Origin of the sequence: Streptomyces sp. NPDC059851, assembly GCF_042732005.1 — a bacterium.
In the GTDB taxonomy this organism is placed as follows: Bacteria; Actinomycetota; Actinomycetes; order Streptomycetales; family Streptomycetaceae; genus Streptomyces.
In genome coordinates, this window is record NZ_JBHWJJ010000013.1 from 1 (window position 1) to 26,210 (window position 26,210).

Genomic DNA, 26,210 nt, shown 5'->3' on the forward strand with positions numbered 1-26,210 from the left:
ACCCGGCCCTACCAGCCCCAGACCAACGGCAAGGTCGAACGCCTCAACCGCACCCTGCTGGACGAGTGGGCCTACGCCCGCCCCTACCGGTCAGAACAGGAACGACGCGACGCGTTCCCCCAGTGGCTGCACTCCTACAATCACCACCGCGGACACACCGCGCTCGCAGGCAAACCACCCGCCAGCCGCGTCCCCAACCTCACTGGGCAATACAGCTAGAGCTGTGACTTGTCCCGCTTGGTGAGGCCGTACTTGGCCGCGATCGTGTTCCACATGGTCGCGGCCGACTCCTTCGCCCGCGTCGCCTCCGCGCTCGACTTGTTGCCGTCGTTGGCGTCGTCCGTGCTCCGGGCCCGCCCGTCCTTGCAGCCCTTCTTGTCCCCGGCGATGTCGTCCGCCCAGGCCGCGTAGCTGTTGTCGGCGTCCGCCGAAGCCTTCCAGGCCTTCGTGAGCGCCGCGGACAGCCTCTCGTTGTTCGGAAGCTGGTCCATCTTCACGTCCTGGAGCCGGGTGACGAGCTCCTCGCGCTGCCGGGCCGCGTCGCGCAGGTCACCCGCAGCCGTGCCGAGGTTGCGGCAGGCCTTGATGTCGTCGACGGCCTTGATCACGGTGGACCGGCTGTCGTTGCTGTCCGCGAGGAGCTTGTCCAGCTGGACGGCCTGGGACCGGGCCGGGTCCACCGGCGCCTCGACCGCCGCCGCGGCCGAGCTGCCCGCGGTCGGGGTGGGGGCGGCAGCCGCCGCGGCCGGGTCGTTGTTCTGCGCCTTGTCGTCGCTGAGCAGCGCGCCGACGCCGAGCCCGACCACGCCCAGGCCGACCACCACGGCCGCGATGACCGCCGGCGGAACGCGCCGCGCCGGCTCGGGCGGGGGCGGGGCGGCGAACTGCTGCTGCGGATGGGCGCCCGGGTGGAACTGCTGCTGCGGATGCTGTCCGCGGGGCGGATACGGGCGCGGCTGCCGCAGCACCGGCTCCTGGATCGGCGGGAGCTGCTGGGTGTGCCCGTCGCTTCCGGCGAGCCCGTCGCCGTCGCGGAACAGCCCGTCCATGCCGTCGGTGACCGGCGGGATGTACTGGGTCGCCGCCTCGTCGTGCGGGGGAGCCACCGGACCGGCCGGGACCGGCGGTATGTACTGCGTCGCCGCCTCGTCGTGGCCGGGGACGGCGGGGCCCGCCGGGACCGGCGGGATGTACTGCGTCGCCGCCTCGTCGTACCCGGGGGCGGCGGGGCCCGCCGGGACGGGCGGAACGTACTGGGTGGCCGCCTCGTGGTACGCGGGGGCTGCCTGCGGGCCCGGGGCGCCCGGGACCGGCGGGGCGTACGGCGTCCCTGGTGCACCGGGCGTCGGGCCGGCCGGGACCGGCGGGATGTACTGGGTCGCGGCCTCCGGCAGCGGCGGGTAGCCGTAGCCGTGCGGCTGGCCGGGGCCCTCCCAGCCGGGCCCGAGCACATGCCCGGGCTCCCCCGGCCCGGGCGGGGGCGGCACCTGGCCGGGGGCCTGCGGCGCCTGCGCGTACGCCGGATCGGGGCCCCACGGCGCACCGGGCTGCGGGACCGCCTGCGGGGCGTTCCCCTGTCCGTTCTCCGTCACCGGGACTCCTTCGCCGACTACTCCGACCACTGCGAACCTACGGAACGCCGACTCACGCTACCCGGACCCCACCCTCCCCGTCAGGCCCACCTGCCCGCACGATCCATCACACACCCGGGCCCGTCTTCCGCTAAGCGCCACTCCGCCCTGCCGTGGAACGGACCCCGGCCTCGCGGAACATCGGGCTCGGCGTACGGGTCTCCCACACCACATCGAGACGGGACCAGCTCGCCCAGGAACAGCTCGACGCGCCGGCCGAACCCGGCGTCGCGTGGGCATGGCGGGATCGCTTCTGCGGTCGGCGTCGATCGCCGCCGACCGCCGGCCGGCCTTCCCAGGGGGCCCCACCGGCCCCGGGCCTGAACCGCCCGGCCCGGCGTCGTACGAGCCACGTCGGCCGATCGGAAGGCCGGACCCGAGCAATGGGCGCTCAGGCCAGCGCGAGCGGCGCGGCGCCGGCCGGGGCGCCGGGCTTCTTTGCAGGGCCGGGGCGGTGGAGGCACACGCCGGACACAGGGGGCAGCCTCCGGGCCCGTCCGAGCGCGACGAGACATGCGCTGCGGAACGTTATGCGCCCTCGTTGTCACCGCGCAGGGAATGGATCATCCTCTGCAGGACCCGGAACGTGTCCGCCTGCTCGGTCTCGGTCAGGCCCGCCAGCATTCTGGCCTCGACGGACCGGACGGCTGCGCTCGCCTTCTCGAGGCTTCGCCGGCCGCGAGGCGTGAGCCGCGCGGGAAGCACCTTCCCGACGGGTGCCTCCGCAGGCCTGGTCACGTAGCCGTCTCGTTCCAGGGCCTGGAGCAGCACGTTCATCGTCTGCCGTGTCACGAACGCGCCCCGAGCAAGCTCGGAGTTCGACAAGCCCGGTCGTTGCGCCAGCAGCTCGAGGCAGGAGTAGTGCGTCACGCTCATCCCGAGCGGCCGTAGCACTTCTTCCATGGCCACGCGGAGGGCACTCGACGCTTCTTTGAGCAGGTAGCCCAGTGACGTCTCCAGGTCGACGCCGACACCTTCTTGACTCATGTCAGTATTCTGACATAGCCTGCCGCGTGTCAGAAACCTGACATGAGAAAAAGGAGCGCCATCATGCCCGCCACCGGCCCCGACTTCATCTCGCTCCAAGTGCGCGACCTCGACGCTTCACAGGCGTTCTACGAGCAGTACCTGGGCCTCGTCCGCTCGCCGGCCGGACCTCCGCACGCCGTCGTCTTCGAGACGAAGCCGATCGCGTTCGCACTCCGCAACGTCATTCCCGGCACCGACCTCGCATCCGTCACTCAGCCCGGCATCGGTGCCGCGATCTGGCTCCACGCCACCGACGTCCAGGCCATCCACGACGCGCTCGTCGCCGACGGTCACACCATCGCCTCCGCACCGATCGACGGCCCCTTCGGTCGGACCTTCACCTTCGCCGACCCCGACGGCTACCAGATCACGCTCCACGACCGCGCCTGATCGACCCGAACGCCAGCGACGATCACCAGCGGTTGCGCCTGGGCTCGTGCGTTTGACGGTGTCGGCCGGACAGGCCGCTGTTGATCCGGCGTGGAGACCGGTGAGCCCGTGACCGGCGACTACTCGGACGAACCCCGACTTCCCGTCCTGACTGCACCGAGGCACGGGAGGCGGTCGACCATCTGCGCCCCCTGGAGACGCTCGACGTCACACCGCGCGGCCGGGCGGCCGGGCGGCCGGCCAGCGCGCCGCGGATATGGCGCAGCGGATCCCCACGGGCTAGGCGACCGCCTCCAGCCGCGCCGCGAACTCGCGGACCGCCGCTTCCTCCCGGTACGGCTGGACCCTCGCCCGGAAGTCGTCCAGGTACTCCGCGCCCCGGCTGGAGCGGAGCCCCGACAGCAGTTCCGCCGCCTGCGCCGCGGTGTGGCAGGCCTGCTCCACCTCCCTCTGCTGCACCTGCGCCGCCGCCAGCAGCAGCAGCCCGATCGCCCGGCGCCGCTCCTTCCCGGCCGGCAGCCCGGACAGCGCCTCCCGTGCCTGCCGGCCCGCCTGCTCCGCCTGCCCGAGGTCCCGGTGGCAGTGGGCGAGTTCATCCGCCAGGTACGCCTGGTCAAAATGCCGGATCCATACCGGATCGTCCCCGGCTTCCGGTTCCGCCCGTTCCAGCGCCGTCACCGCCCGCGAGGACAGCACCGCCGCCGCCCTGGCATCGCCCAGCAGTGCGTGCCCGCGCGCCTCGGCCGCGTAGAACATGGACTCCACCCGCGGGGTCACCTGCCCGCGCGTCCCCTCCTGCGCGGCCCGCGCCAGCTGGGCGATCTCCCGCGGATTGCCGAGCTCCGCGGCGAGGTGGCTCATGGACGCCGCCAGCACGTACCCGCCGTACGCCCGGTCCCCGGCCGCCTGCGCCAGCCGCAGCGCCTGGATGTAGTACCGCTGCGCCAGCCCCGGCTGCCCGGTGTCCACCGCCATGTACCCGGCCAGCTCCGTCAGCCGGGCCACCGCCGCGAACAGGGCCCGCCCCACCGGCTCCCGGTACGAGCCCCCGATCAGCCCGGACACCACGGAGTTGAGGTAGTGGACGACGACGGGCCGCACGTGCCCGCTGCCGAAGCGGTGGTCGAGCTCCTTGAGGGCTTCGGTGGTCGCCCGTACCGCGTCCACGTCCGCCATGCCCACGCGCGAGCCGCCGTTGCGGGCCACCTGCGCGTCCGCCCCGGTGATCAGCCAGTCCCGACTCGGCTCGACCAGTGCCGACGCGGCCACGCTCGACCCGGACAGGAAGTCCCGGCGCCCGACGTCGCTCCGCCACAGCTCGCTGACCTGCTCGATGGCGCCGCCGACGGTCGGGGAGAACTGCAGGCCGATCCCGGAGGCGAGGTTCTTGCCGTTGGCCATGCCGATCTCGTCGATGGTGACGGTCCGGCCGAGTTTGCGACCGAGCGCCTCGGCAATGATCCCGGGAGCCCGACCTCGCGGCTGCTGGCCGCGCAGCCAGCGCGCCACGGACGTCTTGTCGTAGCGGAGGTCGAGGCCGTGCTCCGCCCCGCACATGTTGACGCGCCGGGCGAGCCCGGCGTTCGAGCACCCGGCTTCCTGAATCAGTGCCTGCAGCCGTTCGTTCGGCTGGCGGGCGACGAGAGGCCTGGCTGCCATGAAAACCCCCAGAGGCCGCGGGTGATCGTTGGAATGATCACTTCCCGCCTGATGTGCGGAGAATCATCCGCTCTGCGTCGTGTCGCTACCCAACTCCGGCGCCACGGCCTCCCACGCGCCCCCACCCGTGCACCAGTGCGCCCCGTATGCAGGATCGATGCAGCGTCCACCGGCCGGTTCACCCCCGTAACCCCACCTGACGCCGGGAGTTGTGATGGTCGTGGAAGAGACCATCGGAGTCACGGAGACCGCATCCATCCCCAAGCAGCGCTCCGAGCTGCTGCTGGACCATGCCGTGCGGTACACGGAAGAACGGCACTGGGACGTCTTCGCCGGCACCTGGCTGGAGCACGCGGAGGGACGGGAGTTGTGCTCCTGCGGCGAGGCGGACTGCCCGGCTCCCGGCGCGCACCCCGCGGTGAAGGAGTGGGCGACGCTCGCCACTGGCAGCGCCGTACGGGTCCGGCAGGTGTGGGGGAAGCGGCCCGAGGCGTCGATCCTCCTGCCGACGGGACGCACCTTCGACGCGCTGGACGTCCCCGACTCCGCCGGATTCCTGGCACTCGCCCGGCTGGAGCGCATGGAACGCACCCTCGGACCGGTCACTTTGACGCCCGACCACCGCATGCTGTTCTTCGTGCTGCCGGGCGCCTCGGCCAAGGTGCCGGACATGGTGCGCAGGTACGGCTGGTCGCCGGCCGCGATCGACCTGCGGGTGCGCGGCGAGGGCGAGTACGTGGCCGCCCCGCCGACCCGCTTCGGCGGCCGCGGCTCGGTCCAGTGGGCACGCCGCCCCACGCCCGCGAACCGCTGGCTGCCGGACGCCGAGGAACTGATCGACGCCCTGGCGTACGCCTGCGGACGCGAGGCGGCAGCGGAACGGGTCGCCCGCCGCACACCCTGACGAACACGCCCCGGACCAGGTGCATTTCGCGGCCGAAAGTCATGACATACGTAACTGCCCCGCCTCTTGGGGCCGCCCTATGGTGAAGGCGTAGGACCACGGGGACGAGAACGAGAGGCAGACCCATGCCGAACCAGGGTGATGCGACGGGCGGAACGTCCGGGACGGGTGGCGCGCGACCGGCGCCGTCCACCGGGCCGGCGGCAGTACGGGTGGAAGGCCTGTGGAAGCGCTTCGGAGACCAGGTCGCCGTCGCGGGCATCGACCTGGAGCTGCCGGCGGGGAAGTTCATCGGCCTGGTGGGCCCGAACGGCGCGGGCAAGACGACGACGCTGTCCATGGTGACCGGGTTGCTGCGCCCGGACATGGGACGGGTCGTCGTGGCCGGCCACGACGTGTGGACGGACCCGGTCGAGGTGAAGTCCCGGATCGGCGTGCTGCCCGAGGGCCTGCGGATGTTCGAGCGCCTCTCGGGCCGTGAACTGCTCGGCTACATGGGACGCCTGCGCGGTCTGCCGGGCGAGGAGACCGACAAGCGGGCGACGCAGCTGCTGGAGGTGCTCGACCTCGCGGGCTCGCAGCACAAGCTGGTCGTGGACTACTCGACGGGCATGCGCAAGAAGATCGGGCTGGCCGCGGCCCTGCTGCACAATCCGGAAGTGCTGTTCCTGGACGAGCCGTTCGAGGGCGTGGACCCGGTGTCGGCGCAGACCATCCGCGGGGTGCTGGAGCGGTACACCGCCTCCGGCGCGACCGTCATCTTCTCCTCCCACGTGATGGAGCTGGTCGAGTCGCTGTGTGACTGGGTCGCCGTCATGGCCGGCGGCCGGATCCGCGCCGCGGGTCCGCTGGCCGCCGTACGGGGCGACGCGCCCTCGCTGCAGGCCGCATTCCTGGAGCTGGTCGGCGCCGGCGGCCGCCCCGCGGGCGACTCGCTGGACTGGCTGGGCGGGCAGGCCGCCCGATGAGCACCACCGCATCCGCCTCCGCGTCCGCTGCCGCGCCCTCGCCGGCACCCGCTTCCGCGGCGGCCGGCCGCGCCGCCGCGGTGGACCCGACCGCCGTGTTCGTCCGGCTGAAGCTCGCCCTGATACGCAACGGCCTCAAGGGGTCGTCGAAGCGCAAGGCCGCCTACGTCACGTCGCTGGTGTTCTCGCTGGTGGTGGCCTTCTTCGTGACGTTCGGCCTGGCCATGCTGCACGGGCACGCCCGCGCCGACACGGTCGTCGTCCTGCTGGCCGCCATCCTGGCGCTCGGTTGGACGTTCATGCCGCTGCTCTTCCCCACGGGGGACGAGACGCTCGACCCGAGCCGGCTGGTCATGCTGCCGCTGCGGCCGCGCGCGCTGGTGCGGGCCCTGCTGGCCTCCTCCCTCATCGGCATCGGGCCGCTGTTCACTCTGTGCATCGCGATCGGATCGGTGGTGGCCGTCGCACGGGGGGCGGCGGGCATCGCCGCCGGTGTGGTGGCCGTACCGCTGCTGCTGCTCGGCTGCGTCGCGCTGGCCCGCACCGTCGCCACGGCCAACGTCGGCCTGCTGAGCAGCCGCAAGGGGCGCGACCTCGCGGTCCTCAGCGGCCTGGTCATCGCCGTGGGCGCGCAGTTCGCCAACTTCGCGAGCGCACGTCTGATGGAGAGCGGCGGCCTGGCCCGGCTGGAGCCGGCCGCGGCAGTGGTGCAGTGGCTGCCGCCCGCCACCGCCGTCGGCATGGTGGATTCCGCGAGCAGGGGCGCGTACGCGGCGGCCGCGGGCCAGCTGGCACTGACCCTCCTCACCGTGCTGCTGCTGATGTGGCTGTGGGAGCGCAGCCTGACCCGGCTGATGGTCACCCCGGACGGCTCGACGATCGCCGCGGCCGGTTCGAAGGAGAAGCGCGAGTCGGCGGGCGGCGGCATCTGGTCGTGGCTGCCGGAGGGGCGGACGGGCGCCTCCCTCCAGCGCACCCTGCGCTACGCGGTGCGGGACCCCAAGACCAAGATGTCCTGGGTGTCGGCGCTGGCGGTCGGCCTGATCCTCCCGGTGTTCAACGCGCTGCAGGGCACGGGTTCGGTGTACCTGGCCTGCTTCGGGGCGGGCATGCTCGGCGTGCAGATGTACAACCAGTTCGGGCAGGACACCTCGGCGTTCTGGATGGTCGCGCAGACCATCGGGGGCACCCGCGACGCTTTCCTGGAGCTGCGCGCCCGCGCCTACGCCCTGGCCCTGGTCACCGTGCCGTACACGGTGCTGGTCACGGCGGTCACGGCCGCGCTGCTGGGCGACTGGCAGGGCTTCCCGGCCGGCCTGGGCATGGCGCTGGCCCTGCTGGGCTCGATGCTCTGCACCGGCGCGCTGGCCTCGGCCCGCTACCCGTACTCCATCCCGACGGACGGCGCCTTCAAGAACGTCGCGCCGGGCCAGGGCGGCCTCGCGTGGACGGGCATCTTCGCCGGCCTGCTGGCGTCGGCGGTGATCTGCTCGCCGGTGATCGCGCTGACGATCTGGTTCAAGGTGGACGAGGGGATGCAGTCCCTGTCCTGGATCCTGTTGCCGCTGGGCGTGGCCTGGGGCGCGGTGGCGGCCTGGGCGGGCGTCCGGCTGGCGGCCCCGGTCGTGGCACGGAAGCTGCCGGAGATCCTCGACGCGGTCAGCAAGGGCTGAGCGCCGGAGGTGCGGGGAGGGGGTGATCGGCCGGGAGGCCGGTCACCCCCTCCTCTTCGTACGGGTGCCCCTGCCGTACGGGTTCCCTGTGTGCGGATCCGTGTGCGCGGGTCGCATTCTGCGCCGGGCCGGGTCAGTGGCGCACCTGCGGGCGGAGGCCGTCGAGGAAGGGTTCCAGGACGGACCGCCAGGCGGTCGGCTGGTCGTAGTGGAGGTAGTGGCCGGCGTCGGGGATCTCGGCGTACCGGCCTTCGGGCAGGACCCGGACCATCTCCTGGGCCTCCGCGCGGCCGAGCTCGCCGTCGAGGCCCCGGACGACGAGGGTCGGGCAGTGGACCTGGGCGAGCTCCTCCCAGTGCGCGTCGTGGACCCAGGTTTCGCGGGCCGTCAGCATGTCGCTGCGGGAGAACAGGGGGCGCCAGCCGTCGGGCGTGCGGTGCATGACCTCGGCGAAGAAGGCACCGCGGCCGGGATCGGGCCGCTGCACGCGGGGGTCGTCCTCGCCGAACCAGCGGCGGGCGGCGTCCTGCGTGGGGAAGGGCAGGGGCCAGAGGCGGAACCACTCCGCCCAATCGTGCTGGGAGGCCTCGCCGAGGGCGGAGGCGCGCATGTCGCAGATGACCAGGGCCTCGACGAGGTCCGGGCGGCGAGCGGCCAGCTGCCAGCCGGTGAGGGCGCCCATGGAGTGGCCGACGAGGGTGACGGGGGCGAGGCCGAGCTGCTCGACGGCCGCTTCGGCATCGGCTACGAAGGCCTCACGGCCCAGGGAGCTCTGGACGTCCGGGCCGGTGGACGGACGGTCGCTCTCGCCGTGGCCGCGCTGGTCGAGGGCCACGACGCGACGGCCGCGGGCGAGCCAGCGGGCGGTGCCGGCCCAGTGGAGGGCACGGCCCATCAGGCCGTGGAGTAAGAGCACCCGGGGCGCCGGGAGGTCCGGCGGTGGGGCGGGGTCCGGCTCCCCGAACTCCCAGGCGGCCAGGCGCACGCCGTCGGCCGCTGTCACATCGATGCGCCGTACCACCGAGGAGGCACCCCCTTCGCTTCGCCGCCACACTATCGAACCCGCATTCGAAAATCGGCTTCTCGCGGTCAACACCGCTCTTTCGAGTGACCTTGCTCAAGGATTGGCGGCCCCTGCCGAGGGAGATCCTTTGAACAGGGAGGCGGGCCGCTCGGGGAAGACGGTCCGAAGGGGATGACCTTGAGAGCTCGGGGCTCCGGGTCAGCACAGGGGAGGACGGTCCCGGCGCCGCAAGGCGCCGGGACCACTCGCTCCTCCGCCTCCGGTCAGGCCTTCGCGACGAACACGTGCGAGGCGATCTCCGCCTCCAACTCGGCGGCCTCGCCGCCGCTGCCGACCAGCACACCGCCGGGCGACTCGGTCACGCTCACCACCGAACCGGGCTGCACCCCCGCCCGCCGCAGCGTGTACATCAGCTGGGCGTCCGTCTGGATGGGCTCGCCGATCCGGCGCACGACCACCGTCTTGCCCTCGGTGCCCGGCGCCAGGTCCGACAGGGCGACCATGCCGTCCTCGATGAACGGGTCGGCCTCGGCCTTCTCGCCCAGCTCCTCCAGGCCCGGGATCGGGTTCCCGTACGGCGACTCGGTCGGGTGGCGCAGCAGCTCCAGCACGCGCCGCTCCACCGCCTCGCTCATCACGTGCTCCCAGCGGCAGGCCTCCGCGTGCACCTGCTCCCATTCCAGGCCGATGACGTCGACCAGCAGGCACTCCGCGAGCCGGTGCTTGCGCATCACACGCGTGGCCAGCCGGCGGCCCTCATCCGTCAACTCGAGGTGCCGGTCGCTCGCCACGGCCACCAGACCGTCGCGCTCCATCCGCGCCACCGTCTGGCTCACCGTCGGCCCGCTCTGGTCGAGCCGTTCGGCGATCCGGGCGCGCATGGGGACCACGCCTTCCTCTTCCAGCTCGAGGATGGTGCGGAGATACATCTCCGTGGTGTCGATCAGTCCGGACATTCGTGCCCCTCGGATATCGTGCGCTGGCCCTGTCCCCAATTCTGACGCATCGCAGGGACAACCGTCCCGCGCCTTCGCGAAGCCCCGGGCCCACAACGGGGCCGCAGGGCCCCGATCGACGCCCGTATTGACACACCCTTGGTCCGGACCGCACGGTGAGCGGCGGACCCGGACGACCCCCGTCCCACCGCCTCTCTGGAAGGGCCTCGGCAATGAGCGAGAGCAAGCTGGCCGGTCAGTTCTTCGATGCCGCGATCGGCCTGCTCCAGCGGGTGCGGGACGAGGAGGGCGAGCGCATCGCCGAGGCCGGAACGGCCGTCGCGGACGCCGTCGCCGCCGGTAACCGGCTCTTCGCCTTCGGCGCCGGCCACTCCTCGCTCGCCGCCCAGGACGTGGTCTACCGGGCCGGCGGCCTCGCCCTGATGAACTTCCTCGCCGTCCCCGGCACCGCCGGCGTCGACGTCATGCCCGCCACCCTCGGCAGCGCCCTGGAACGGGTCGACGGGCTCGCCGGGGCCGTCCTGGACAGCAGCCCCGCCACCGCCGGCGACGTCCTGGTCGTCATCTCCCTCTCCGGCCGGAACGCCCTGCCGGTGGAAATGGCCGTGAACGCCCGCGCGCTCGGCCTCACCGTCATCGGGGTGACCTCGGTGGCGTACGCGCGGGAGACCCGGTCGCGGCACGTCTCCGGCACCTTCCTCAAGGACCACTGCGACATCGTCCTCGACAGCAAGATCGCGGTCGGTGACGCCGAGCTGAGCCACGACGGCATCGCCGCCCCCTTCGCCCCCGCCTCCACGGTCGTGACCAGCGCGATCATGCAGGCCGTGATGGCGGCGGCGGCAGGGGAGCTCGCCGCTCGCGGCATCGAGCCGCCGCTGCTGCGGTCGGGCAACGTCGACGGCGGCCACGAGTGGAACGGTCGCGTCATGCAGGAGTACCGCGACCGGATCTTCTTCCGCCACTGAGCAGCACCCCGGTCTACGGTTTGCCCTGCGCGGACCGGGCCAGGTCGAGGTCGGCCGCGACCCGGGCCGCGACCTCCTCCGCGTACTCCGCGTCCGCCCGCTCGAACACGGCCCGCGAGGACGCCCGCACGAACGTCAGCACGCCCAGGGTCCGTCCCCGGCTCCGCAACACCGCACACAGCACGTGCGCCGCGTTCTCGGGCCACTGCCGGTCCCGCGCCCACGCCTCGGCCGCCTCCCCGCGCGGGGCGGTCGCACGCACCGAGCCGATCCGGTCCAGCGCCTGCAGCGCCGGATGCCCCGGCTCGTAGCGCACCGGGATCCCACCCTGCCCCGACAGCGGCGGCGGCGACACGGCGTGCCGGACGAGCCGCGGCGCACGGTCCGGGTCCACCGACGGCTCCAGCACGTCGAGCAGCGCGTGGTCGGCGAAGCCGGCGAGCGCGAAGTCCAGCCGGACGGCGGCCGCCTCCCCCGGGTCCTCGCACTCGGCGGCCGAGCGCCCGGCCCGGTACAGCTGGCCGGTGCGGAACCGCAGCTGCGCCGTGTCCAGGGCGGTCCGGCGGGCCTCGGTGATGTCCTGGAAGAGCCAGCCGACCCCCAGCGGTACCGGCTCCTCGGCGAGCGGGGAGCCCAGCCTCAGGAACCCGCACCGCCAGCAGCGCCGCCGCACCCCCTCCGGGGTGCGCACGGACACCCACAGCTCCAGGGGCGCCTGCGCGGAGCCCTCGGCCAGCACGTGTTGGAGGGCGCCCTCCAGCTCCTCGGCGCCCTGGGTCAGCAGGTCGCCCAGCGGACGGCCGAGGAGGGCCGTGCGGGCGGAGCCGAAGGCGCGGGCGGCGTGCGCGTTGACCACGGCGGGGCGCAGGTCCACGTCGACGAGGACCACGCCCCAGGAGGCGTCCTCCATCAGGGCTTCGCTCAGCGCGATGGACCGCTCCAGGTCGATCTGGGCGTGCACCTCGCTGAAGGCGCAGTACACCCCGGCCGGCCTGCCGTCCGCGCCCGGCACCCCGGCGGACTGGGTGCGCACCAGGACGCGGCCGCCGTCCTTGGTGAGCAGGGCGAACTCGTGCACCTGCCGGCCCGGCACCTCCTGGGCGCCCATGAGCCGGTCCTCCACGTCCTGGGCGTCCGCGGCCCGGGCGGCCCACCCGGCGAACCCCTTGCGGCCCACCGCCTCGGCGGCGGTCCAGCCCAGGATCCGCTCGGCTTCGCGGTTCCAGTGGGTGATCACTCCGTCGGAGTCGAACGCGCACAGGGCCGCGTCCATCCCGTCCAGCAGCGCTGCGAGCAGATCGTCGGTGGGCTGTCCACGTCCGGAAGCACTCACCTGGCACCCCCTGCAGGTGTTCGCGTGTGCGGCACGTCAGATCATTGAACTGGAACGTGACGCAGCCCACACCGCATTCCCCGAATCGTCCCCAAATAAATAACTTGAGACCGCCGCGGAAGGGTCCTAGTGTCTGCGGTACACGAGAAGGGAGGTGGTTCCGGAAATGTACGACTACCGGACGCGTGAGGTGACTGCGGGCTAGGGCCCGTCGTCGCAACGCACCCAGTGCGGTGCCCGGCGGAAGACGCCCGGCGCCAATCCCAAGCAGTCACCCGACCCGCGGGCTCGCCGGCACGTCCGGCCGGCTTCTCTTACCTGCAGGAGAGAACCCGAGCCCGCGGGTCGTCTGCTGTCCGCGCACGGACGGGAACGACGAACGGGGAGAGCCGGGGCGGGCCCGCGGGCCCACCCGCCGCCACGGCTACGGGCACAGGCGCTCGATGCGCCACTTCTCCCCGTCACGGACGTAGTGCAGCCGGTCGTGGAGCCGGTTCTCGTGCCCCTGCCAGAACTCCACCTCGTGCGGGACCACGCGGATGCCGCCCCACTCCGGCGGCACCGGGACCTGCTCGCCCTCCGGATGCCGCGCCGCGAGCTCCGCGTACCGCCGGTCGAGCTCGGCGCGCGAGGCGATCACCCGGGACTGCTCGCTGGCCCAGGCGCCCAGCTGGGAGCCGTGCGGGCGGGAGCGGAAGTACGCGGCCGTCTCGTCGCGGCCGGTCCGCTCGGCGGTACCGGTGACGATGACCTGGCGGGCGATCGGATGCCAGGGGAACAGCAGGGCGACCTGCGGGTTGGCGTCGAGCTCGCGGCCCTTGCGCGAGCCGTAGTTGGTGTAGAAGACGAAGCCCCGCTCGTCGAAGGCCTTCAGCAGTACCGTGCGGGAGCTGGGCCGGCCGTCGGGCGTCGCGGTGGAGACGACCATCGCGTTGGGCTCGAACAGGTGCGAGTCCGCGGCCTGCCCGAACCACACGGCGAACTGCCGCATGGGGTCCTCGTCGAGACCGTCCTCAAGGACGATCTCCGAGCGGTACTGCTTGCGCATGGTGGAGGGATCAAGATCCATGTCGGTCACGCGTGCCATCCTGCCGCAGGAGTGCTCCTGCGAGTGTGCCGTATGTCACGCTTCCGCCTGGCATCCCGAGCCGCCAAAATCTTGGGGCCGGTCAGGAGCCCCCGCACGGGTGGCCTCCGGCCGTACCGGGCATCAACGGGGATGACCGCGCCGGACCGCCGCGAGTCACGCCGGGAACCGCGCGTGTTCGCACTATCTGAGGGAGCCGCCTGATGTCCGACTTCGTACCCGGGCTCGAAGGAGTCGTCGCGTTCGAGACGGAGATCGCCGAACCGGACAAGGAAGGCGGAGCGCTCCGCTACCGCGGCGTCGACATCGAGGACCTGGTCGGCCACGTCTCCTTCGGCAACGTGTGGGGCCTGCTGGTCGACGGGGCGTTCAACCCCGGCCTGCCCGCCGCCGAGCCCTTCCCGATCCCCGTCCACTCCGGTGACATCCGGGTGGACGTGCAGTCCGCCCTCGCCATGCTCGCCCCCGTGTGGGGCCTGAAACCGCTGCTCGACATCGACGAGCAGACCGCCCGCGACGACCTGGCCCGCGCGGCCGTGATGGCGCTGTCGTACGTCGCCCAGTCCGCACGCGGGCAGGGCCTGCCGATGGTCCCGCAGCGGGAGATCGACAAGGCCGAGTCCGTCGTCGAGCGGTTCATGATCCGCTGGCGGGGCGAGCCGGACCCCAAGCACGTCAAGGCCGTCGACGCGTATTGGACCTCGGCCGCCGAGCACGGCATGAACGCCTCCACGTTCACCGCCCGCGTGATCGCCTCCACCGGCGCCGATGTCGCCGCCGCCCTCTCGGGCGCGGTGGGCGCCATGTCCGGGCCGCTGCACGGCGGGGCGCCGTCCCGCGTCCTCGGCATGATCGAGGAGATCGAGCGCACCGGCGACGCCGTGGCGTACGTGAAGAAGGCCTTGGACAAGGGCGAGCGGCTGATGGGCTTCGGACACCGGGTCTACCGGGCCGAGGACCCGCGCGCCCGCGTGCTGCGCCGCACCGCCAAGGAGCTGGACGCCCCGCGCTACGAGGTGGCCGCCGCGCTGGAGAAGGCCGCGCTGGAGGAGCTGCACGCCCGCCGCCCCGACCGGGTGCTGGCCACGAACGTGGAGTTCTGGGCCGCGATCATGCTGGACTTCGCGGAGGTCCCGGCCCACATGTTCACCTCCATGTTCACCTGCGCCCGCACCGCCGGCTGGTCCGCGCACATCCTGGAGCAGAAGCGCACGGGTCGCCTCGTGCGCCCGTCGGCCCGCTACATCGGGCCGGGCAAGCGCGACCCGCGGGAGATCGAGGGGTACGCGGACATCGCCACGACGGCCTGACGGCCTGACGGCCGCAGGGACCGCCCGCCGACCGCCGGGGGCGCCGCATCCGGGACGGGATGCGGCGCCCCCGGCGCGTCCACGACGGCCGCTGCGACCCGGGGTCACCCCAGGGTGGCGTCGAGGATGCGGGTCCACTGGGCGACCACGCGGGCCCGGCGGGCCGCGTCGTCGGTCAGGACGTTCGCCAGGCCCAGACCGCGGGCCATGTCGAGGAAGCCCTGCACGGTCTCCCGCACTCCCGGCACCGACTCGTCCGCACCCAGTAGCTGGACGGCCATCCGGTGCGTCTCGCGGCCCAGGCGGGCTTCCAGCTCGGCGACGCGGGGGCGCAGCTGCTCCTCGTGGGAGGCGGCGACCCAGAGCTGGAGGGCGGCCCGGAACATCGGCCCGGTGTACAGGTCGACCAAGGCCTCGACGACGGCGGCGCGGCCGCTGCCGAACGCGCCGCCGGAGCCGGGGCCGGTGCTGTCGCGGAGGAGTGCGGGCAGGGCCGCCGAGCGCTCCTCGGCCATGAACTCCACGGCCGCGGTGAACAGGTCCTCACGGGTGCGGAAGTGGTGCTGGGCGGCGCCCCGGGAGACTCCGGCGCGTTCGGCGACGACGGCGACGGTGGAGCCGGCCCAGCCGTGCTCGGCGAGGCAGGTGATGGCCGCGTCCAGCAGGTGGCGGCGGGTGACGCGGCTGCGGGCCTGCTTGGGGAGGTTCCCCGGCCGGTCCTCGGCCGCCGTGCCGTCCGTGTCCGGGGCCGCCGCCCCGGCCGCAGCCCCGACCGCAGCCGCAGCCGTGGCCTTGGCCGCGGCCGCCTCCGTGGCCGTCGCCGGGGCTGTCACAGCGCCCCCAGGGCCCATGCGGGAGGCCGGCGCTCGAAGCGGGCGGCAATGCCCTCGCGGGCCTCGGCGGAGCCGAAGTGGTGGGCCGAGAGCCGGGTCAGCGTCTCGCCGTCCCGCTCCAGGGCGGCCCGTACGGGGGCGGTGACCAGCCGCTTGGTGGCCGCGAGGGCCTCCGGGCCGGCCTTGCGCAGCCCGGCCAGGACGGGGGCCAGGGCCTGGTCCACGTCCTCGCCGTGCACGGTGAGCAGGCCGATCCGGGCGGCTTCGGCGGCGTCGAAGACCTCCGCGGTCAGCAGGTAGCGGGCCGCGGCGCGCGGATCCAGTCGGGGCAGCAGCGGGGCCGAGATCACGGCGGGGACGACGCCGAGGTGGGTCTCGGTGAAGGCGTACGAGGACTGCGGACCGCCGGCGGCGATGTCGCAGACGCCGAGCAGGCCCAGCCCACCCGCCCGGACGTGGCCCGTGACGCGGGCCACGACCGGCCGGGGCGATCCGGCGATCTCGCGCAGCAGTGCGAGGAAGTCGGCCGGGTCGAAGGGGTTCTTCAGGTCGGCCCCGGCGCAGAAGGTGCCGCCGGTGTGGGTGAGCAGCACGGCCCGGACCGCGGGGTCGGCGCCCGCCGCGGCGAGGGCCGCACGTAGCTCGCCGACGAGGGCCGCGGAGAGTGCGTTGCGGTTGGCCGGGGAGTCGAGTGTGAGGGTGGTGATGCCGTGCGCGTGCGCGGCTTTGACGAGGGGCTCCATGCCGCTCCTTCTCAGCGGTCCGGGCCGGTTCCGGGGCGGGGGCGGCGGCCGCACCCGGGCGGCCGCCGTACCGGCCCGGCCGGCTGGTGCGGCTAGTACGACCTGGGCAGGCCCAGTGTCTGGTGCGAGACGAAGTTGAGGATCATCTCGCGGCTGACGGGGGCGATGCGGGACACCCGGGAGGCGGTGACGAGGGAGGCCAGTCCGTACTCGCGGGTGAGGCCGTTGCCGCCCAGGGTGTGAACCGCCTGGTCCACCGCCTTCACGCAGGCCTCGGCAGCAGCGTACTTGGCCATGTTGGCGGCCTCTCCGGCGGCCGCGTCGTCGCCCAGGTCGTAGAGGCGGGCCGCCTTCTGCATCATCAGGCGGGCCAGTTCCAGCTCGATGTGGGCCGCCGCGAGCGGGTGGGCGATGGCCTGGTGGGCGCCGATCGGCTCCTTCCAGACCTGCCGGGTCCGGGCGTAGTCGACGGCTCGGGCCAGGGCGAAACGGCCCATGCCGATGGCGAAGGCGGCGGTCATGATGCGCTCGGGGTTGAGGCCGGCGAAGAGCTGGAGCAGGCCTGCGTCCTCGTCGCCCACGAGGGCGTCGGCGGGCAGCCGCACGTCCTCCAGGACGAGTTCGAACTGCTTCTCGGCCGCCTGGAGTTCCATGTCGATGGGCGAGCGGCTGAAGCCGGGGGCGTCGCGGGGGACGATGAACAGGCAGGGCTTGAGCCTGCCGGTGCGGGCGTCCTCCGTACGGCCGACGATCAGGGTCGCATCGGCGATGTCCACACCGGAGACGAACACCTTGCGGCCCGTCAACACCCAGCCGTCACCGTCGCGGCGGGCGGTGGTGGTGATGCGGTGGGAGTTGGAGCCGGCGTCGGGTTCGGTGATGCCGAAGGCCATGGTGCGGCTGCCGTCGGCGAGGCCGGGCAGCCAGGCCCGCTTCTGGGCGTCGGTGCCGAAGCGGGCGATGACGGTGCCGCAGATGGCGGGAGACACGACCATCATCAACAACGGGCATCCGGCGGCGCCGAGTTCCTCCAGGACGATGGACAGCTCGGCGATGCCGCCGCCTCCGCCGCCGTGCTCCTGGGGCAGGTTGACGCCGAGGTAGCCGAGTTTGGCGGCGTCCGCCCACAGTTCTTCGGGGTGGCCGCCCTCACGGGTGACGCGGGCGTAGTAGTCGCGGCCGTAGCGCTGCCCGAGGGCGGCGACGGCGGCACGCAGGGCCTGGTGCTCCTCGGTTTCGAGGGGGGCTGCGGTGGCGGGGCTCATGGCTGCGGTTCCTCCTGGACTACGGCGAGCAGGGCGCCGAACTCGACCTGGTGGCCGAGACCGGCGTGGAGCGCGGTGAGCGTGCCGGAGGCGGGCGAGACGATGCGGTGCTCCATCTTCATGGCCTCCAGCCAGAGCAGGGGCTGCCCGGCGGTGACGGCGTCGCCGGGGGCGAGGCCCTCGGCGATGCGGACGACGGTGCCGGGCATGGGGGCGAGCAGGGAGCCGGGCAGGGTCCGGTCCTGGGGGTCGGTGAACCGGGGGACCGGGACGAGGGTGTGGGCGTTCGGGGCGGAACGGGCGGGGTGGGGCGCGGTGTCGACGTAGACCTCCTCGGCTTCTGCCGCACCGCGGTTGTTCGATTTTTGTTTCACGTGGAACACGCGCCGGATGCCGTCGGCTTCGAGGACGACGCGGTCCGGCTCGGCGGCCATGACGCGGACGCCGGGGGGGTCCACGAGCTGCGGGGGGCCACTGCGGGAGGGCAGGTAGCGGACTTCGTACAGCGCGCCGCTGTCGGAGTCGGCGGGACCACCGCCGGTCACCCGGTAGCTGCGGGACTGCGGCGCGGAGCGGACGTTGCGCCAACCGCCGAGTCGGGCGGCGAGCGGGGCGTCCGCGGCGGGCGCGGCGGCGGCCAGTGCGGCGGCGACCGCGGCCAGCGAGGCCGCCCGGCCGGCATCCGGGGCGGGCTCGGTGAGGGCGCCGAGGTGGCGCTCGTAGAACCCGGTGTCGGGCAGGGCGGAACTGAACTCCGGGTGGGTGAGGGAACGTACGAGGAGCTCGCGGTTGGTGACGACCCCGTGGATACGGGCCGCGGACAGGGCGCGGACGAGCGCGCGGACCGCCTCGGCGCGGGTCGGGGCATGCGCGACGACCTTGGCGAGCATGGGGTCGTAGTGGACGCCGACGGCGTCTCCGTCGGCGTACCCGGTGTCGACGCGGATCGCGGCGGGCGCGGGCGGAACGGCCCGCGGCACCGGGATGTGGAAGGCCGCCAGGGTGCCGGTCTGCGGGCGCCAGTCCTGCGCCGGGTCCTCGGCGTACAGACGGGCCTCGACGGCGTGCCCGGTGGGCTCCGGCGGCACCGGGGGCAGGGCCGCACCCTCGGCGACACGGATCTGGAGGGCGACGAGGTCGAGTCCGAAGACGGCTTCGGTGACGGGGTGTTCCACCTGGAGGCGGGTGTTCATCTCCAGGAAGTACGGGCGGCCGTCCGCAGTGACGAGGAACTCGACGGTGCCCGCGCCCCGGTAGGAGACGGCCCGGGCGGCGGCGACCGCGGCCTCGTGGAGGGCCGCGCGCAGGGAGTCGGGCAGGCCGGGCGCCGGGGCCTCCTCGATGACCTTCTGGTGGCGGCGTTGCAGGGAGCAGTCGCGGGTGCCGAGCGCCCACACGGTGCCGTGCCCGTCGGCGAGGACCTGCACCTCGACGTGGCGGCCGCGTTCGACGTAGGGCTCGGCGAAGACCTCGCCGTCACCGAACGCCGACCGGGCCTCGGCGGCCGCGGCATCGAGTCCGGCCTTCAGCTCGTCCAGGTCGCGGACCACGCGCATGCCGCGGCCGCCGCCGCCCGCCGCGGCCTTCAGCAACAGCGGCAGGTCGGCGGGGGTGGCGGCGGCCGGGTCGACGGGGTCGAGGAGCGGCACCCCGGCGGCCCGCATCAGCTCCTTGGCGCGGGTCTTGGAGGCCATGGCCTCGATGGCCCCGGGCGGCGGCCCGATCCAGACCAGGCCGGCGGCGAGGACGGCCCGGGCGAAGCCGGCGTTCTCCGAGAGGAAGCCGTAGCCGGGGTGGACGGCGTCCGCGCCGGCGGCCAGAGCGGCCTCGATGACGAGGTCGCCGCGCAGGTAGGTGTCGGCGGGGGCCGCGCCGGGCAGGCGTACGGCCGCGTCGGCCTCGCGGACGTGCAGGGCGTCGGCGTCGGGATCGGAGTGGACGGCGACGGTGGCCAGTCCCAGGGCGCGGGCGGTGCGGAAGACGCGGACGGCGATCTCGCCGCGGTTGGCCACGAGGACCGAGGTGACGAGGGGCGCCGGGAGGCCGGCCGGGTCCCCGCCGCCGGGTCCCGCGGCGGCCGCGGACGTGGTGGAGGCGCCCGTGGTGGCGGCCCCCGTGGCGGTGGAGGTGGAGGTGGTGGAGGTCATGGGCGGGCTCACATCCGGAAGACGCCGAAGCCGCCGCGGGCGCCCTCGACGGGGGCGTTGTGGACGGCCGAGAGGCACAGGCCGAGGACGGTGCGGGTGTCGCGGGGGTCGATGACCCCGTCGTCGTACAGCCGCCCGGACAGGAACATCGGCAGGGATTCGGACTCGATCTGCGCCTCGACGAAGGCGCGCATCCCGGCGTCCGCCTCCTCGTCGTACGGCTTGCCCTTCGCGACGGCGGACTGGCGGGCCACGATCGACAGCACGCCGGCCAGTTGTTGGGGGCCCATGACCGCGGACTTGGCACTGGGCCAGGCGAAGAGGAACCGGGGCTCGTAGGCACGGCCGCACATGCCGTAGTGGCCGGCCCCGTAGCTGGCGCCGATGAGGACGGACAGGTGCGGGACGCGGGAGTTGGAGACCGCGTTGATCATCATCGAGCCGTGTTTGACGATGCCGCCCTGCTCGTACTCCTTGCCGACCATGTAGCCGGTGGTGTTGTGGAGGAACAGCAGCGGGATGTCCCGCTGGTTGGCGAGCTGGATGAACTGGGCGGCCTTCTGCGACTCGGCGCTGAACAGCACGCCCTGGGCGTTGGCGAGGACGCCGACCGGGTGGCCGTGGAGGGCGGCCCAGCCGGTGACCAAGCTGGGCCCGTAGAGGGGCTTGAACTCGTCGAAGTCGGAGCCGTCGACGATCCGGGCAATGACCTCGCGCGGGTCGAAGGGGGTCTTCAGGTCCTCGGGGACGATGCCGAGGAGCTCCTCCGGGTCGTACAGGGGCTCGGGTGCGCGGGGCGGGGCGGGGTGGGCGCGGCGGTGGCCGAGGCGGGCCACGATCCGGCGGGCCTGGCGGATGGCGTCGTGCTCGTCGACGGCGTGGTGGTCGGCGAGGCCGGAGGTGCGGGCGTGCATGTCGGCGCCGCCGAGGGACTCGTCGTCGCTCTCCTCCCCGGTGGCCATCTTGACCAGCGGCGGGCCGCCGAGGAACACCTTCGAACGGTCCTTGATCATGACGGTGTGGTCGGACATCCCGGGGATGTACGCGCCTCCGGCGGTGGAGTTGCCGAACACGACGGCGACGGTCGGGACGCCGGCGGCCGAGAGCCGGGTGAGGTCGCGGAAGACCGCCCCGCCCGGGATGAAGATCTCCTTCTGCGAGGGCAGGTCGGCGCCGCCGGACTCGACGAGGCTGATGACGGGCAACCGGTTCTGCCGGGCGATCTCGTTGGCCCGCAGGGCCTTCTTCAGGGTCCAGGGGTTGGAGGCGCCGCCCCGGACGGTCGGGTCGTTGGCGGTGATCACGCACTCGACGCCCTCGACGGTGCCGATGCCGGTGACGATCGACGCGCCGACGGGGTAGTCGCTGCCCCAGGCGGCGAGCGGGGACAGCTCCAGGAACGGGGTGTCGGGATCGAGGAGCAGCTCGACCCGTTCGCGGGCCAGGAGCTTGCCGCGGGCGCGGTGGCGGGCGGTGTACTTCTCGCCGCCGCCGAGGAGGGCCTTGTCGTGCTCCGCGTCGAGGGCGGTCAGGCGTTCCAGCGCGGCCGTGCGGGCGGCCGCGTACTCGGGGGAACGGGGATCGAGGGCTGTGCCGAGACGGGTCATGGGCCGGTCCCCTCCGGGGCGGGCAGGAGGTGGGCGGGGATGTCGAGGTGCCGGGCGCGCAGCCATTCGCCGAGGGCCTTGGCCTGGGGGTCGAAGCGGTGGGCGGAGGCGACGCCGGCGCCGAGGATGCCGGTGACGGTGAAGTTGAGGGCGCGGAGGTTCGCCAGCGCGTGCCGGGTGACGGGCAGGCCGCGGGTCTCGGGGAGCAGTTCCCGGAACCGCTCCACGGTGAGGGTGGCGTGCAGCCAGTCCCAGGCCTCGTCGGACCGGGCCCAGACGCCGACGTTGGCGTCGCCGCCCTTGTCGCCGCTGCGGGCTCCGGCCACCAGGCCGAGCGGGGCCCGGCGGGTGGGTCCGGCGGCACCGCCGGGCGCGCGGCCGCTTCCCGGGTCCGGGAGGCCCGGGTCCGGGAGGCCCGGGTCCGGGAGGCCCGGGTCCGGAGGGGCTAGGTCCGGTGGGCCCGGGTCCGGGGTCGCCGCCGCAGGGGCCCCTGCGGCGGGGGCCGGGGCACGGCCCGGGGGGCCGCCCGGGGGGACGGGGGTGCGGGTGCCGTCCGGGAGGACCGCGACCGGGGACACCTTGTCCGCGGGTACGGAGGCGGACTCGAACACCCCGTACGGCTGGGCGGGGCCCGGCGGGGCGGTGACGTGGAAACCCGGATAGCTGGCGAGGGCGAGTTCCACGGCCTGCCCGGTCAGGGCGCGGCCGACCCGGTCGGCGGACGGGTCGCGCACCACCAGTCGCAGCAGGGCGCTGGCCGTCTCCTCCGTGTCGGCGTCCGCATGGTCGGTGCGGGCCAGGGTCCAGTCCGCGGTGGCCACGCCGGCGAGGGCGTCGGCCATTTGCGCCCGGACCAGGGCGGCCTTCGCCTCGATGTCCAGACCGGTCAGGACGAACACCACCTCGTTGCGCCAGCCGCCGATCCGGGTGATGCCCGCCTTGAGGGTGCCCGGCGGCGGCTCGCCCACGACCCCGGTGACGGAGACCCGGTCGGGCCCGGCGTCGGCCAGGCGCAGGGTGTCCAGGCGGGCGGTCACGTCGGGGCCGAGGTAGCGGGCGCCCTGCGTCTCGTACAGCAGTTGGGCCGTGACCGTGCCCACGGTGACGGCCCCGCCCGTCTCCGGATGCTTGGTGATCACCGAGGAGCCGTCCTCCGCGACCTCCGCGAGGGGGAAGCCGGGTCGGTGGACGTCGTGCGCGGTGAAGAAGGCGTAGTTGCCGCCGGTGGCCTGGGTGCCGCACTCCAGGACGTGGCCCGCGACGACGGCTCCCGCGAGCCGGTCCCAGTCGTCGGGCGCCCAGTCGAACCACCAGGCGGCCGGCCCGCTGACCAGGGCCGCGTCCGTGACCCGGCCGGTGACCACCACGTCCGCGCCCGCCCGCAGGCAGGCGGTGATGCCGGCGCCGCCGAGATAGGCGTTGGCGGTGAGGGCCGCGCCCGCCGCCCCGTCGCCGTACGGCATCAGGTCGTCGCCCTCGACGTGGGCGACCGAGACCGGCAGGCCGGCCTTCACTGCCAGCTCGCGGATCGCTCCGGCCAGCCCGGCCGGGTTCAGGCCGCCGGCGTTCGCGACGATCCGCACCCCCCTGTCGAGGGCGAGGCCGAGGCAGTCCTCCAGCTGGCGCAGGAAGGTCCGGGCATATCCGGCGGACGGGTCCTTGAGACGGTCGCGGCCGAGGATCAGCATGGTCAGCTCGGCCAGGTAGTCGCCGGTCAGCACGTCCAGCGGGCCGCCGGTCAGCATTTCCCGCACGGCGTCGGAGCGGTCGCCGTAGAACCCGGACGCGTTGCCGATCCGCAGCGGCCGACGCGGCGGCGCCCCGCCCGGCCCGCCTGCCCCGCCCGCCCCGCCCGGCCCTTGCGCCCCGCCGGCGTTCACCGCGCGGTCCCGGGCGCGCGGCCGGGGCCCGCCGGGCCCGCGAAGGCCTGGGCGACGTCCAGCCAGCGGTCGGCGTCCGGGCCGGTCGCCGACAGGGCCAGGTCGGCGCGGTGGGCGCGCTGGGTGACCAGGAGACAGAAGTCGAGGGCCGGTCCGGTCACCCGCTGGGCCGCGTCCGCCGGCCCGTACGCCCAGGGCTCCCCGCCGCCCGGGGGCTCCAGTTCGACCCTGAACCCGGCGGCGGGCACGGGCAGTCCCCGTACCCCGAACGCGTAGTCGCGGGCCCGCACACCGATCCGGGCCACGTGCCGCAGCCGGGCCGTCGGGGTGCGGCGTACGCCCAGCGCGTCGGCGACGTCCTGGCCGTGGGCCCAGGTCTCCATCAGCCGGGCGCTCGCCATGGACGCGGCCTTCATCGGCGGCCCGTACCAGGGGAACTTCGTATCGGGCGGGGCCGCGGCGAGCGCGGCGTCGAGTGCGGCGCGGCCGGCCCGCCAGCGGGCCAGCAGTTCGGCGGGCGGCAGGGCCGCGCCCTGCTCGGCACCCTCGTCGACGAAGGAGTCGGGGGCGGCCACGGCCTCCTCCACCATCCCCGCGAACCCGGCGGCATCGGTGAGGGCGAGCAGGGCGGCCCGATCGGTCCAGTGCAGGTGGGCGATCTGGTGGGCGACGGTCCAGCGGGGCGCGGGCGTGGGCTCCGCCCAGGCGGGGGCGGGCAGTTCGGACACCAGGGATTCGAGGTCCTGCCCCTCCTCCCGCAGGTCGGGGAAGACGGCGGACACGGCGGACGGATCGAGCACGGCGGGGCTCCCCTCTCGGCGTGGGGGGAAGACTGGCACCCCCGCCCAAAACAATCAAGCGTGCTTGCATCATTTGACCGAGGAGCGCCGCCTTCCCGCCATGCGCGGCAACCAGCCTGTGCAGTACGGCACTTGGGGCGACGCGACCGACCCGGCAGGTACGGACCTGCGCGGCCCGCCCCCGACGAGGGGGCGGTTCAAGCCGTACGCGGCGAACCCGCGAACGGCGCCGCGGGCCGCGCCGATACTGAACGCTTCGGCCCCCCGCTCCGGGCCCCGGCCGGGTCCCGGCACCGCACTGCACCGACGTTCAGACCACTCGACGCAGAGGATGAACCGCCGTGGACCCAGCCGCCTTCTCGCTCTACCCGGAACTCGACGCGCCCGCCCTGACCGCCTTCGTCGCCGCCCTGGAGAGCGGCGACACCGGCCGCCTGGCCCCGGCCCGCGCCGCCCAGGTCGCCGAGGCCCGCTCCGTCACCGTCTTCTCCCGCACCAAGGTCGCCGGCGCCGAGGGGACCCTGATCGACGCCGCGCTGTGGCGGCACACCCGGCCCGATCCGCGGCCGGTGATCGTGATGCCCTCGCCGTGGACGGATTCCGGCTGGCTGCCGTACGCCGTCCAGGGCAGCGTCTTCGCGGCCCGCGGCTACGACGTCCTCGCCTACAGCGCCCGCGGGTTCGCCGACTCCGAGGGCGAGGTCGACGTCGCCGGCCCGCTCGACGTCGCCGACGGCAGCCGGGCCCTGGACCACCTCATCGAGCGGACGGCCGGCCCGGTGACCAGGATCGGCTTCCTCGGGGACAGCTACGGCTCCGGCATCAGCCAGCTCGTCGCCGCACACGACGCCCGCGTCGACGCGGTGGTGGCGCTCAGCACCTGGGGAGACCTCGGGGAGGCCTTCCTGGAGAACCGCACCCGGCACGTCGCCGCCGTGGAGGCGCTGCTCAGGGCGGCCGGCCGGGCACGGCTGAGCCCGCAGACGCAGAGCGTCTTCGAGGACGTGCTGGCGAACCGCGACCTCGACGCCGTCCTGCGGTGGGCCGGCCCGCGGTCGCCGATCACGCACGTCAAGGAGCTCAGCCGGCGGCAGGTGCCGGTGTACTTCTCGCACGCCTGGCACGAGACGCTGTTCCCGGCCAACCAGACGCTGAAGATGTTCAACGAGCTCGCCGGGCCCAAGCGGCTCGACCTGTCCGTCGGCGACCACTCCGGCCCCGAGACGGCGGGCATGATCGGTCTGCCCAACCGGATCTGGACCACCGCCCACCGCTGGTTCGACCACCACCTCAAGGGCATCGACAACGGCATCGCCGACGAGGGCCAGGTCCTGGGCGAGGTCATGTGGAGCCGGACCCTGGAGCCCCGCCCCACCTGGCAGTCGGTCACCGAACACGTCCGCCGGCTGTACCTGGTGGACGGCGGGGAGCTGGCCGACACGCCCGAGCCCGGCTGGAGCACGCGCGTGCTCTGCGGGGTGGACACGCCCGCGACCGTCGCCGACGCGATCGTGCGGTCCGGGTACGACGAGATGGCGGGCCGCCCGAAGGCCTACCGGACCGGCGACATCGACCGCACCGTGGCCGCGGTGTGGGTCGCGGACCCGGAGCCGGAGACGGCCCGGCTGCGGGGCGTTCCACGGCTGCGGGTCACCTACCGGGCGGCGAACGCGAAGTCCACGTTCGTCGCCTACCTGCTGGACGTGGCGCCCGACGGAACGGGCCGGATCATCACGCACGCCCCGTACTCCGACCTCGCCTCCCCGCCGGACAGCCTGGTCGGCGCGGACATCGAGCTCCAGGCCACCGCGTACGACGTGCCGCGCGGGCACCGGCTGATGCTGGTGGTCGACGGGCGTGACCCGTTCTACGGGGACGCCAACCTGCCCCGGGCCACGCTGGCCTTCACCTCTCCGGAAGCCACCCCGTCCTGCCTGGACCTCCCCCTGGGCTGACCCCGGCCCGCCCGCCCGGCCGACCACCCCCCGGCCGGGCGGGACCCC

The 26,210-nt window shown here is 74.0% G+C and carries 22 protein-coding genes; 8 read left to right on the forward strand and 14 right to left on the reverse strand.

Translation table 11 applies throughout. The features are described from left to right. The coding region (locus ACFV7Q_RS06460) for an integrase core domain-containing protein (RefSeq protein ID WP_385424299.1) at positions 1-219 on the forward strand (219 nt) is incomplete at its 5' end. Here the strand turns inward: ACFV7Q_RS06460 and ACFV7Q_RS06465 are convergent. Together ACFV7Q_RS06465 and ACFV7Q_RS06470 are read right to left on the reverse strand one after the other, a co-directional pair. Next, a complete protein-coding gene (locus ACFV7Q_RS06465; protein WP_385424301.1) occupies positions 216-1,592 on the reverse strand; it encodes a hypothetical protein in 1,377 nt (458 codons plus the stop codon). The genes ACFV7Q_RS06460 and ACFV7Q_RS06465 overlap by 4 nt on opposite strands. A gap of 567 nt (positions 1,593-2,159) precedes the next feature. After that, a complete protein-coding gene (locus tag ACFV7Q_RS06470; protein ID WP_385424303.1) occupies positions 2,160-2,618 on the reverse strand; it encodes a MarR family winged helix-turn-helix transcriptional regulator in 459 nt (152 codons plus the stop codon). Between the two features lie 63 nt (positions 2,619-2,681). Between ACFV7Q_RS06470 and ACFV7Q_RS06475 the strand changes: the two genes are divergently transcribed. Next, positions 2,682-3,050 (forward strand): VOC family protein, encoded by a 369-nt coding sequence (locus ACFV7Q_RS06475; protein ID WP_385424305.1) that lies wholly within the window; start codon positions 2,682-2,684, stop codon positions 3,048-3,050. A gap of 279 nt (positions 3,051-3,329) precedes the next feature. On the opposite strand, the gene ACFV7Q_RS06480 is transcribed toward ACFV7Q_RS06475, so the two are convergent. After that, positions 3,330-4,709: a transcriptional regulator gene (locus ACFV7Q_RS06480; protein ID WP_385424306.1), complete on the reverse strand. Its 1,380-nt coding sequence runs from the start codon at positions 4,707-4,709 to the stop codon at positions 3,330-3,332. A 220-nt stretch (positions 4,710-4,929) separates the two neighbouring features. Here ACFV7Q_RS06480 and ACFV7Q_RS06485 point away from each other — a divergent pair, with 220 nt between their 5' ends. From ACFV7Q_RS06485 to ACFV7Q_RS06495, 3 genes are all read left to right on the forward strand, one after another. Next, complete coding sequence (locus ACFV7Q_RS06485; protein WP_385424309.1) at positions 4,930-5,613, forward strand: bifunctional DNA primase/polymerase; 684 nt, start codon at positions 4,930-4,932, stop codon at positions 5,611-5,613. Positions 5,614-5,738: 125 nt separating this feature from the next. Then, positions 5,739-6,581 carry an ABC transporter ATP-binding protein gene (locus ACFV7Q_RS06490; protein ID WP_385424311.1) on the forward strand — a complete coding sequence of 281 codons (843 nt, stop codon included), beginning with the start codon at positions 5,739-5,741 and terminating at the stop codon, positions 6,579-6,581. After that, the gene (locus ACFV7Q_RS06495) at positions 6,578-8,254 is read left to right on the forward strand and encodes a transporter (protein ID WP_385424314.1); all 1,677 of its coding nucleotides are present in this window, start codon (positions 6,578-6,580) and stop codon (positions 8,252-8,254) included. Before ACFV7Q_RS06490 ends, ACFV7Q_RS06495 begins: the two co-directional genes overlap by 4 nt. A gap of 133 nt (positions 8,255-8,387) precedes the next feature. On the opposite strand, the gene ACFV7Q_RS06500 is transcribed toward ACFV7Q_RS06495, so the two are convergent. Both ACFV7Q_RS06500 and ACFV7Q_RS06505 read right to left on the reverse strand, forming a co-directional pair. After that, positions 8,388-9,275, reverse strand: coding sequence for an alpha/beta fold hydrolase (locus tag ACFV7Q_RS06500; protein WP_385424317.1), 888 nt, complete (start codon positions 9,273-9,275; stop codon positions 8,388-8,390). A 266-nt stretch (positions 9,276-9,541) separates the two neighbouring features. Continuing rightward, on the reverse strand, positions 9,542-10,234 hold the full coding sequence (locus tag ACFV7Q_RS06505; RefSeq protein ID WP_385424319.1) for a metal-dependent transcriptional regulator: 693 nt from the start codon (positions 10,232-10,234) through the stop codon (positions 9,542-9,544). A 212-nt stretch (positions 10,235-10,446) separates the two neighbouring features. Between ACFV7Q_RS06505 and ACFV7Q_RS06510 the strand changes: the two genes are divergently transcribed. After that, positions 10,447-11,202, forward strand: coding sequence for an SIS domain-containing protein (locus tag ACFV7Q_RS06510; protein ID WP_385424322.1), 756 nt, complete (start codon positions 10,447-10,449; stop codon positions 11,200-11,202). Between the two features lie 13 nt (positions 11,203-11,215). Here ACFV7Q_RS06510 and ACFV7Q_RS06515 read toward each other — a convergent pair whose 3' ends face one another. Together ACFV7Q_RS06515 and pdxH are read right to left on the reverse strand one after the other, a co-directional pair. Further along, positions 11,216-12,535: a PAS domain-containing protein gene (locus tag ACFV7Q_RS06515; protein WP_385424324.1), complete on the reverse strand. Its 1,320-nt coding sequence runs from the start codon at positions 12,533-12,535 to the stop codon at positions 11,216-11,218. A 424-nt stretch (positions 12,536-12,959) separates the two neighbouring features. Then, entirely contained in the window at positions 12,960-13,622 is a 663-nt protein-coding gene (gene pdxH / locus ACFV7Q_RS06520) for a pyridoxamine 5'-phosphate oxidase (RefSeq protein ID WP_385424327.1), read from the reverse strand. Positions 13,623-13,825: 203 nt separating this feature from the next. Between pdxH and ACFV7Q_RS06525 the strand changes: the two genes are divergently transcribed. Next, on the forward strand, positions 13,826-14,932 hold the full coding sequence (locus ACFV7Q_RS06525) for a citrate synthase 2 (RefSeq protein ID WP_385424330.1): 1,107 nt from the start codon (positions 13,826-13,828) through the stop codon (positions 14,930-14,932). 104 nt (positions 14,933-15,036) lie between these two features. Here ACFV7Q_RS06525 and ACFV7Q_RS06530 read toward each other — a convergent pair whose 3' ends face one another. The 7 genes from ACFV7Q_RS06530 to ACFV7Q_RS06560 form a co-directional block, all read right to left on the reverse strand. Further along, the gene (locus ACFV7Q_RS06530; protein WP_385424333.1) at positions 15,037-15,765 is read right to left on the reverse strand and encodes a TetR/AcrR family transcriptional regulator; all 729 of its coding nucleotides are present in this window, start codon (positions 15,763-15,765) and stop codon (positions 15,037-15,039) included. After that, on the reverse strand, positions 15,762-16,508 hold the full coding sequence (locus tag ACFV7Q_RS06535) for an enoyl-CoA hydratase family protein (RefSeq protein ID WP_385424336.1): 747 nt from the start codon (positions 16,506-16,508) through the stop codon (positions 15,762-15,764). The genes ACFV7Q_RS06530 and ACFV7Q_RS06535 overlap by 4 nt, the downstream gene beginning before the upstream one ends. 92 nt (positions 16,509-16,600) lie before the next feature. After that, positions 16,601-17,773, reverse strand: coding sequence for an acyl-CoA dehydrogenase family protein (locus ACFV7Q_RS06540; RefSeq protein ID WP_385424339.1), 1,173 nt, complete (start codon positions 17,771-17,773; stop codon positions 16,601-16,603). Then, on the reverse strand, positions 17,770-19,920 hold the full coding sequence (locus ACFV7Q_RS06545) for a biotin carboxylase N-terminal domain-containing protein (RefSeq protein WP_385424341.1): 2,151 nt from the start codon (positions 19,918-19,920) through the stop codon (positions 17,770-17,772). Before ACFV7Q_RS06545 ends, ACFV7Q_RS06540 begins: the two co-directional genes overlap by 4 nt. An 8-nt stretch (positions 19,921-19,928) precedes the next feature. After that, positions 19,929-21,527: an acyl-CoA carboxylase subunit beta gene (locus ACFV7Q_RS06550; RefSeq protein WP_385424344.1), complete on the reverse strand. Its 1,599-nt coding sequence runs from the start codon at positions 21,525-21,527 to the stop codon at positions 19,929-19,931. Beyond that, positions 21,524-23,329, reverse strand: coding sequence for an acyclic terpene utilization AtuA family protein (locus tag ACFV7Q_RS06555; protein WP_385424516.1), 1,806 nt, complete (start codon positions 23,327-23,329; stop codon positions 21,524-21,526). The genes ACFV7Q_RS06550 and ACFV7Q_RS06555 overlap by 4 nt, the downstream gene beginning before the upstream one ends. A 74-nt stretch (positions 23,330-23,403) precedes the next feature. Next, positions 23,404-24,207, reverse strand: a complete 804-nt coding sequence (locus ACFV7Q_RS06560; protein WP_385424346.1) for a TIGR03084 family metal-binding protein — start codon at positions 24,205-24,207, stop codon at positions 23,404-23,406. Between the two features lie 341 nt (positions 24,208-24,548). Here ACFV7Q_RS06560 and ACFV7Q_RS06565 point away from each other — a divergent pair, with 341 nt between their 5' ends. Further along, positions 24,549-26,162: an alpha/beta fold hydrolase gene (locus ACFV7Q_RS06565; protein WP_385424349.1), complete on the forward strand. Its 1,614-nt coding sequence runs from the start codon at positions 24,549-24,551 to the stop codon at positions 26,160-26,162. The last annotated feature ends 48 nt before the right edge of the window (positions 26,163-26,210 follow it).